The organism is Streptosporangium sp. NPDC003464, from assembly GCF_053588315.1.
The window spans coordinates 1-8,734 of sequence record NZ_JBSFPS010000358.1 but is presented as its reverse complement, the minus strand read 5'-3'; the positions used below and the strand labels follow the sequence as shown (position 1 = coordinate 8,734).

Genomic DNA, 8,734 nt, shown 5'->3' with positions numbered 1-8,734 from the left:
GAGGTCAGCGACGCCTTCTCGACGAGGGTGAGGTCGTTGGGTTCACGGAGGTTCATGTGTCGGCCCCTGGGTTCGGGATGGATGCGGGGGAGGGCTCCGGGGCGGGGCCGGAGCGGTGGTCGGAGTGGGGTGGCGCGCCGCTGAGGTCCAGGTCGAGCCGGGCGAAGAAGGCCACCACCGCCGCGTGCATGTCGACCGCGCCGGGGTCGAGCAGCCACTGGGTCTGCAGCCCGTCCATCACGGCGAGGAGCATCTGGGCGGCCAGGTCCGGGTCGTAGCCGGCCGGGGGGTCGGTGCGGGCGGCCAGCGCCGCGAAGGCCGCGCCGATCTGGCCGCGCATGACCCGGTAGCGCTCGACGAAGTAACCGTGCGCGGGGTGGGCGGGGTCGGTCGCCTCGGTCGAGATCTTGGCGTACAGGCCGACCAGGCCGGGGGTCCGCATGTTGCGGTGGACGATGCTCACCACCCGCCCCAGGAAGTCCTCCGGGCTGGTCCCGGGATCGGCCTGGAACAGCACCTTGGCGTCCTCCCGGTCGCGGTGGCTCAGCACCTCGATGAGCAGCGACTCCTTGCCGGGGAAGTGGTGGAGCAGCCCCGCGTGCGTGAGACCGGCGTGCGTGGCGATGTCGCGCAGTGAGACGGCGTGGAATCCGGAGGCGGAGAACAGCTCTGCCGCGGCGTCGAGGATGCGGGCGCGCGTGCGCTCGCCCTTCGACGGCCGCACGGCTGGTGCCTGGGTCTGGTCGCTCACGTACGTCTCTCCTGGGGTGCGGCTCGGGGCGCCCCGATCAGGGCCGTTGTCAACGGTACGGCGTCGCCACCTCGCCTCCGGGGAGGCAGAACCTACCACGTGGTAAGTTCCGGCTCGGCAAAACCTACCACGTGGTTAGTTCCGTGTGTATGCTCCCCGACATTCCCAGCGGATCCCCCCTTTCGATTTCCAGGGCCTCTTGCTGTTCGACCGCGGCGGCAAGATCACCCCGGCCCTGCGCGCCCCCTGGGTCCGCCAGGCGCTCAACCACGCCCTGGACCGCAGGACCATGCTCAGCGCCCTGCGGCTGAGGACCTGGTGGGGCGGTCCTGAGACTGCGGGCCCGACGAGGGACGTGCCGTCGCGGACGGGCCCAAGTGCGCGGCACAGCCCACTCAGGGGGCAGCCCAAGTACGAGAGAAAGGGACAGTGAGCCGCTGAGCCGCTGGTAAACGGCGTGATCGTGAGCCGGCATGACCCACTGCGTGGGTCTGGTTGCGATTTGATGAACAAGGTCGTTCGGCCAGGTTGATCGTCGCTACGGTTTCGGAGTCTGGACGCCGGGATTGAGGCGAGGGACGGCCTTGGGATGACGTGGATCGAGCGGACCGCCTATCCGCAGTTCAAGCGGCTGACGTCGGCAAGAGTGCTGCACGTGTTCTTCACGCCGTCTCCCGATGAGGTGGCCTGGGCCGAACAGCGCACTGGCAGCCGGGAATCGTGCTTCGCGCTGGTGCTGGCGTTGAAGTGCTTCCAGAAGATGGCGCGCTTCCCCTCCCCGGACGAGATCCCCGAGGTGGTGATCGACCACGTTCGGCGCTGCCTGAGTTGCCCGAGGACGTCTGGCCGGACCATGGCGCCTCCCGGAGTGCGAAGGCGCATCGCAAGCTGGTGCGTCAGCGTCAGGGAGTGAAGTACGACGCGGGCCGGGCCCGGGCGATCGCCGCGGCGGCGATCCGGAAGGCGGCCCAGGCCAAGAACAACCCGGCGGACCTGATCAACGTGGCGATCGAGGAGTTGCTCCGGCTCCGGCTGGAACTGCTCGGGTACACGACGCTGGAGGACCTGGCCACGAGCATCCGCGCCGAGGTGAACGCCACGATCTTCGCCACGATCCTGCGGCGGATGGGCGAGGCCGGCCGGGCCCGGATGGAGGGCCTGCTGGTCGTCGGGCCGGACGGCAAATCGACGTTCAACCGGCTCAAGAAGCCCGCCCAGCGGGCCAGCTTGGGCGCGGTTCAGGGATCAGGTGTCGTGGCTGGATCAGGTGGATGCGCTGGGCGACACCGACGCGTGGCTGGAGGGCATCGCGCCGTCGAAGATTGCGGATTTCGCGGGTGAGGCCGATGCGCAGGACGCCGACATCTTGTCGCGCTACGAGGCGGTCAAGCAGGTGGCGTTGCTGGCGTGCCTGACGCACACCGCCCGGATGCGGGCCCGTGACGACCTGGCCGAGATGTTGTGCAAGCGGATGGCCTCCCACGTCAAACGGGCCAGGGCGGAGCTGGAGGAGATCCGCGCCCGGCAGCGCGCGACCAGCGAGCGGCTGATCGGCACCTACCGTCAGGTGCTGGAACGTCTCGACCCCGGCAGCGAGACCTCGGCCGCCGGGGTCGAGGCCGTGGCGCGGGCCATGGAGGCGGTGACCTCGTGCGCCGGTAACGCCGGACAGGTCCAGGCGTTCGGCGAGATGCTGTCGGCGCTCGTGGTGCAGACCCACAGCGTGCAGGCGGTGCGGGCGGCAGTGGAGCAGGCCGGCGGGTTCGCCGCCCAGCTGGCCGACATCGACCCCGAAGAGCAGGAGAAACTGATCAAGTTCAACACGCTGCTGGCCAACCTGGTCGTCTTCCACAACGCCCTGGACATCTCCGACGTCGTGCGGCAGCTGGTCGCCGAGGGCTGGCAGATCACTGCCAACCAGCTCGGCCAGATCGCCCCCTACCTGCGGGCCCGCATCAGCCGCTTCGGCGTGTACGCCACCGACGAGCTCCGTCACCGGCCGGATCCGTTCGACCCGCTGCTCAAGGAGGTCGACTTCGCTGACGTCGAGCTGGCCGCTTGATCACCGAGGTGTTGGCGCTGGTGGGGGTCCCAGTAGCAATGAAGAAATTTTCAACGAAGTAGTGTCTGACCTGCGGCGATGGAACGTCGTCTGACCGATGTCCCAGTTCGATTACGGTAGGGGATCACGAGCTCGGCGCTCGGAACGGCAAGGCGATCGCCAGTGCAAGGCACAGCGTCGGTCGAGCAGGGCGAAACTGTCGACAACTCGTGGAACGCTGCTGTGATGTCGGGATTTACGCGCGACACCCAGCGCTACGGCGACAAACTCGTGTACGAGGCGCCCGGCTCGAAGTGGCGCCGCTACCACGACACCCACTGCAGGTGCGGCCTGAACTGGGTCACCGAGCACGCCGAACCGGCCGGATTCACCGTGGTGCGCTCCGGCACCGGCTGGGTTGCCCTGATCGGCCCGGGCCTGACCGAGAAGGTCGACGAATCCGCGCTGACCACCGATGCCCTCTGGGAGGCCGTCACCGGCAAACCCGGCCTGGGCTGGCCGGAGTCGGTGAGGGTCATCGACCGGGGGCGGGGCACCCCCCAGAGATCTCTCAGCGACCGGTGCTCCCCGCCGCTGCCAAGCGGCGCGAACGTCGCCCCGAAGCTCGGCCCGGGCCGGTCAACCGCCCCGTCGAGGGCGTCGCCGACGACCAGTTCGCCGGTCTCGGCGGCCGCCCGGTGACGAGCCGCCGCTCAGCCTTCTCCACATCCCAAAGCTATCTCCGCCGCCAAAGGCACTTTGCAGCACCCCCTCAACACTGACCAGCGACTATCCCCGTGTGTGATCCCTTCTGCCGTATTCATGTGCCCTGAAGGTGAAGGAGAGTTCGATGTAGGCGAATGATCTGAGGCGATGCTGCTCGGACGATGAAGATCGTGGCCCTGAGGCATCGGAACGATCATCTACGCTACGCCGACCCACAACCGAACAGGACAGAACCCCCATTTAGCGCATGACCCGATACGTGACGCATGTGTCGCGCGACAGCGGGTAGTCAGTCCTGGGATTTCTCCCGGCTACCGGGGAGGAGCTTCAATGGCCACCAGTGATCAGCATCGGCCGGAGATCGTCGTCGGACTCGTGGCGACCCCGCCTGACTATCCGGCCCAGGTGGTTGCGCGGCTCACCGCCGAGCTGGCCGACCGGCTCGCCGAGCGGGTGGACGCGGACGTGCGGTGGACCGTCCGGGAAAGCTGGGGTGACGTGGCTCCCCGCCGCGACGGCGGCGTTGAGGCGCTACTCGACGATCTTGCCCACCGACGCGTCGACGCCCGGTGGGACGTCGCGATCTGCCTGACCGACCTGCCGCTGCACACCGAGCGGGTGCCGCTGGTCGCGCAGATGTCCGCCCGGCGCCGAGTCGCGATGGTGTCCTTGCCCGCGCTGGGGCTGCGCCAGCTGCGAGCGCTCCGCGCAGCCGTTCCGGGTCTCGTGGGCCGGCTACTCACTGACGCTTCCGAGGAACGGGTGCCGCCGGCCGGCGGGGCACCGGCCGAGCTGGCCGGCCAGGTTGCCGCCATTCACCGGGTGGTCGGCGAGGCGGATGCCGGGGAACTGGGCTACGTCGCCTCGCGGCTGATCGGCCGGGTGCGGCTGGTGACCGGAATGGTCCGGGCCAACCGCCCGGGGCGCGCCCTGCTGGGCCTGTCCAAACTGCTGGTCGGCGCCTTTGGCACGGCCGCGTTCGCGCTCACCACCAACACCATCTGGCAGATGGGCGATGCGCTCGGCGGACTCCGCCTCACCGTGATCATGCTTCTCGGGCTGACCGCGCTGGTGACCTGGCTGATCATCGCGCACGACCTGTGGGAGAAACCGGACCGAGAGACGCCGGCTGAGCTGGCCCGGCTGTTCAACCTGGGCACGATCCTCACCCTCACCCTGGCCGCCGCGGTGTCTTATCTGGTGCTGTTCACCGGAACGATACTCGCCGCGGCGCTGCTGATCGACACATCCGTGCTGAAACAGACCCTGCAGCGGCCGGTCGCTTTCACCGACTACCTGATGCTGGCCTGGATCATCAGCTCGCTGGCCACCGTCGGCGGCGCGATCGGCTCCGGGCTGGAGGACGAGGACACGGTGCGGGCCGCCGCCTACGGCTACCATCCCGAACCCGGCGGCTGGCGGGACCAGAAGGACGCGTAGTTCCCGCCCCGGGACAGGGTCCGTTCGCACTGCCGGGCGGGCACCACAGACCAGCGCCGCCGGACAGACCCGCATCCGGCCACCGCGCTCGCCGCGGCGGCCCGATGCCGGGTGGCCGTCAGGGTTTGAGAACGACCTTCTCGCAGTCGTCCTGCTTGTTCTTGAAGAGCTCGAAGCCGCGTTCCGCCTCGTCGAGCGGCAGCGTGTGGGTGATGATCCGGGTCGGATCGAGCTCTCCGCGCTCGATGCGCTGCAGCAGCGGCCTCATGTAGCGCTGTACGTGGCATTGCCCGGTACGCAGGGTCAGCGACCGGTTCATCCACGCGCCGGCGGGAAATTTGTCCAGCAGACCTCCGTAGACGCCGATCACCGAGACCACGCCGCCGCTGCGGCACGACAGGATCGCTTGGCGCAGCGCGTGCGGGCGCTCGGTCTCCGACCGTACGGCCTGCTTGAGCCGGTCGTACGCGGCGATGTGCGCACTGCCGTGGGTGGCCTCGAGACCGACGGCGTCGATGCACTTGTCCGGTCCCCGGCCGCCGGTCAGTTCGAGCAGCCGGGACCGTACGTCGACCTCCTCGAAGTTCACCGGCGTGTGGCCCGCCCGTTCGGCCATCTGCAGCCGGTACGGCTCCTTGTCGATGGCGATGACCTCCGTGGCGCCGAGTATCCGGGCGCTGTCCATGGCGAACTGGCCGACCGGGCCGGCCCCCCACACCGCCACCACGTCGCTGGACTGGATGTCGCACATCTCGGCACCCATGTAGCCGGTGGGCAGGATGTCGGAGAGGAACAGCACCTGCTCGTCGGTCAGATCGGACTCGATCTTCAGCGGACCGACGTCGGCGAACGGCACCCGCGCGTACTGTGCCTGACCGCCCGCGAAGCCGCCGGTCAGATGCGAATAGCCGAAGATCCCGGCGACCGGGTGACCGAACATCTTCTCCGCGATTCCGGCGTTGGGGTTGGAGTTCTCGCAGCAGGAGTACAGCTCGGCGGCGCAGGCGCCGCACGCGCCGCAGGAGATCGGGAACGGCACGACGACCCGGTCCCCGATGCGCAGCCGATCCGGATCGACGCCCGGCCCGACCTCGACCACCTCACCCATGAACTCGTGCCCCATGACGTCGCCGTCCTGCATCGTGGGCACATACCCGTCGACCAGGTGTAGGTCCGAGCCGCAGATCGCGGTGGAGGTGATCCGTACGATGGCATCGCGCTTGTTCAGGATCTTCGGGTCCGGCACGTCACGGACCTCGACCTTGTTGCGGCCCGCCCAGGTGTTCGCCCTCACTCGTCTACTCCCTTCGCGAGCTCGGAGTCCGACAGCGGTTGCGCCGGACGCTGCGGGAACTCCTTGCGGGCCCGCTTGCCCCACGGGGCGCCGTCGGACCGCACCACCTCGCCGGTCTCCAGCACCTGCTTGAGCCGGCGCAGGTCGTCGTCGAGCTGCTGGTGCGGTTCCTCACCGAAGTACTTGGCGACCGCCTGGCCGATCGTGCCGCCCGGAATGTCGTACGCCAGAACGACCTGCACCTCAGTGCTCACACCGTCCGGGGCCGGCATGAACCGGACCGTGCCGGCGTTCGGCACCTCGGCGTCACCGGTCGACCGCCACACGATCTTTTCGCCGGGCGCCTCGTCGACGATCTCCGCATCCCACTCGACGTCCTTGCCGAACGGGGCGTTGGCGACCCAATGGCTCCTACGGTCACCGGTGGTGCGGACCTCCTCGAGATGTGCCATGAACGTCGGCAGGTTCTCCAGATCGCGCCAGAACGCGTAGACCTCCGGTACGGGTTTGCGAATGGTTGTCGTGGCTGTCAGTTCCATGGATTTTCCTCTGCATATGCCTCGCACCAACAGGGAGTCGATCTCCGTCGCCTGCCTGGCCGGCGCGCCGGTCAGCAGGTCCACCACCGTGATCCCGACGACGACGCCGATGGCACCGACGAGCCGCCGAATGCGCTCGCCATGGTGGGCGCCGATCGGCCGAGCGAGATCAGGTTTACCGCGTCACCCACGATCCAGGGCGCGGCTGATTCACGCTGTGCCTACCCCTCGGAATACCACCCAACCCCCCATCGATCGCTACGTGTGAATCGCACCGTTACCCGGGCCGCCGCATCATGGCGTCCGGAGGAGCACTTATCGTCACGGCACCACCGCCAGACACCTTTCCGGGTCGGCTACCAGGGCCCGCGACCGCAGGGACGGCTCCCGGCACACATACGTGCCCTTGCAAAGTTGCAGGAATGCAAACCCCTCATCCGGGACCTCAGGTCCTTGATCATCCGCGTTTGGGGCTGGTGACACGTTCGTCGCCGGTACTCCTGCCTCGCGGTCGCCCAGACCATCCCCGACTCCGGGCCCGCATCGACTCCGCCGCCATAACCCCGCCCAGGGACACGTTCGAGTTCGGACTCCACACTTCTGGCCGGGCTGGAATCGCGCATCCACTCCCCGGCATCGTCAGCTCCGTGACGGCAGTCATGGCATCTATAGGCCGTCACTGTTGTTCGACACGGGAGCATCCCCGGCCTTCGCGACCGCAGACCTCTCACCCCGCTACCTGGCGGCTGGGGACACGTTCAGGAGCGGAGGGCCGGGAACGCCAGGACAGCGTCACCTCAGCCGGAACGCATCACAATCCTTAGCGGTCAATTCCGCAGGAATACCGGTCAGACCCCGACAGGGAGCATCGACGGGCCCAAGGGTGGCGCGATCGAATGGGTGTACTGGGACAGCGGCACGGCCCACCTGCTACCCCGGCTACTCCACCTCCCGGACGGCAGCACGCGCACGCACGGGCCGGTGTTCCTGTCCGAACGCCGCCCGGTCCCCGCCCGCCGCCCGGCCGCCGCCGACTCAGGCCACGGTGGGCGGCGATCAAGGCGAGGTAGCGGGCGCGGCGGCGGCCTGGCTCCGGTCGCGGCCGTGCGCGCGGACGTGGTGATCGGGGCGAGCCCGTTGTCAGTCGTCGATGGCCTGGTAGAGCGTGGTCCAGAAGTCGTGGATGAGCCGCGGCGAATCCAGGGTGGACATCCCGACCTGGGTGAGCAGGATTCCGGTGAGCTGGTTGTCCGGGTCGGCGTAGGTCGAGGTGCCGCTGCCGCCGTCCCAGCCGAACTGGCCGATGGGGGCGTGGTCGCCGCGGTGGGTGCGCACCGCCATCCCGAAGCCCCAGCCGCCGTGCTGCCCCTGGCCGACCGTGATGTGGGCGATGTTCCTGTACATGGCGTCCCGGGCAGCTTGTTGCCCGGGCGTGAGGCGGTTGGTGGTCATCAGCTCGACGGCGGGCCTGGACAGGATCCGTTCGCCGCCGTGCGTCCCGCCGTTGAGCAGCATCCGGAAGTAGGCGTGGTAGTCGTCGACGGTGGAGACCAGCCCACCGCCGCCGCCCTGGAACGCCGGGGGCCGGCTGACCCTTCCCCCCGCCGCCTCGTCCCACACGTGGAACTCACCGCTCTGCGGGTCGGGTCCGTAGAGGGGCGGCAGCCGGTCGATCTTGCCGGCGGGCACGTGGAAGGCGGTGTCCCTCATCCCCAGCGGATCGAGGACGCGTTCGCGCAGGAACGTCTCCAGCGGCCGGCCCGTGACCCTGGCGACGAGCACGCCGACCACCTCGTTGCTGAGGTCGTACTGCCACCGTTCTCCGGGCTGGTACGACAGCGGCAGCTCGCCGAGGCGGCGCATCCACTCGTCCGGCTCGGGCGCCGGCCCGGACGCCACGCTGTAGTCGGTCCGCTCGAAGGTCGCTGCCCTGATCGGGGAGT

7 protein-coding genes and 1 pseudogene are annotated in these 8,734 nt (G+C 68.9%); 4 read left to right on the top strand and 4 right to left on the bottom strand.

The window, feature by feature from the left end; translation table 11 throughout:
• Positions 1 to 52: 52 nt before the first annotated feature.
• Entirely contained in the window at positions 53 to 751 is a 699-nt protein-coding gene (locus ACWDS7_RS44035) for a TetR/AcrR family transcriptional regulator (RefSeq protein ID WP_451934146.1), read from the bottom strand.
• 589 nt (positions 752 to 1,340) lie between these two features.
• Between ACWDS7_RS44035 and ACWDS7_RS44030 the strand changes: the two are divergent.
• From ACWDS7_RS44030 to ACWDS7_RS44015, 4 genes and pseudogenes are all read left to right on the top strand, one after another.
• Positions 1,341 to 2,489: pseudogene (locus ACWDS7_RS44030) on the top strand (DUF4158 domain-containing protein); the annotation flags it as partial.
• Positions 2,475 to 2,813: a Tn3 family transposase gene (locus ACWDS7_RS44025; protein ID WP_451934147.1), complete on the top strand. Its 339-nt coding sequence runs from the start codon at positions 2,475 to 2,477 to the stop codon at positions 2,811 to 2,813. The pseudogene ACWDS7_RS44030 and the gene ACWDS7_RS44025, both read left to right, overlap by 15 nt.
• Positions 2,814 to 3,038: 225 nt before the next feature.
• A complete protein-coding gene (locus tag ACWDS7_RS44020; protein ID WP_451934145.1) occupies positions 3,039 to 3,494 on the top strand; it encodes a hypothetical protein in 456 nt (151 codons plus the stop codon).
• 354 nt (positions 3,495 to 3,848) lie between these two features.
• Positions 3,849 to 4,958 carry a hypothetical protein gene (locus ACWDS7_RS44015; protein ID WP_451934144.1) on the top strand — a complete coding sequence of 370 codons (1,110 nt, stop codon included), beginning with the start codon at positions 3,849 to 3,851 and terminating at the stop codon, positions 4,956 to 4,958.
• 118 nt (positions 4,959 to 5,076) lie between these two features.
• Here the strand turns inward: ACWDS7_RS44015 and ACWDS7_RS44010 are convergent, their stop codons facing one another.
• The 3 genes from ACWDS7_RS44010 to ACWDS7_RS44000 form a co-directional block, all read right to left on the bottom strand.
• The gene (locus ACWDS7_RS44010; protein ID WP_451934143.1) at positions 5,077 to 6,252 is read right to left on the bottom strand and encodes a zinc-dependent alcohol dehydrogenase; all 1,176 of its coding nucleotides are present in this window, start codon (positions 6,250 to 6,252) and stop codon (positions 5,077 to 5,079) included.
• Entirely contained in the window at positions 6,249 to 6,875 is a 627-nt protein-coding gene (locus ACWDS7_RS44005) for an SRPBCC family protein (RefSeq protein ID WP_451934142.1), read from the bottom strand. The genes ACWDS7_RS44010 and ACWDS7_RS44005 overlap by 4 nt, the downstream gene beginning before the upstream one ends.
• Before the next feature lie 1,056 nt (positions 6,876 to 7,931).
• On the bottom strand, positions 7,932 to 8,734 hold an 803-nt coding region (locus ACWDS7_RS44000; protein WP_451934141.1), incomplete at its 5' end, for a serine hydrolase domain-containing protein.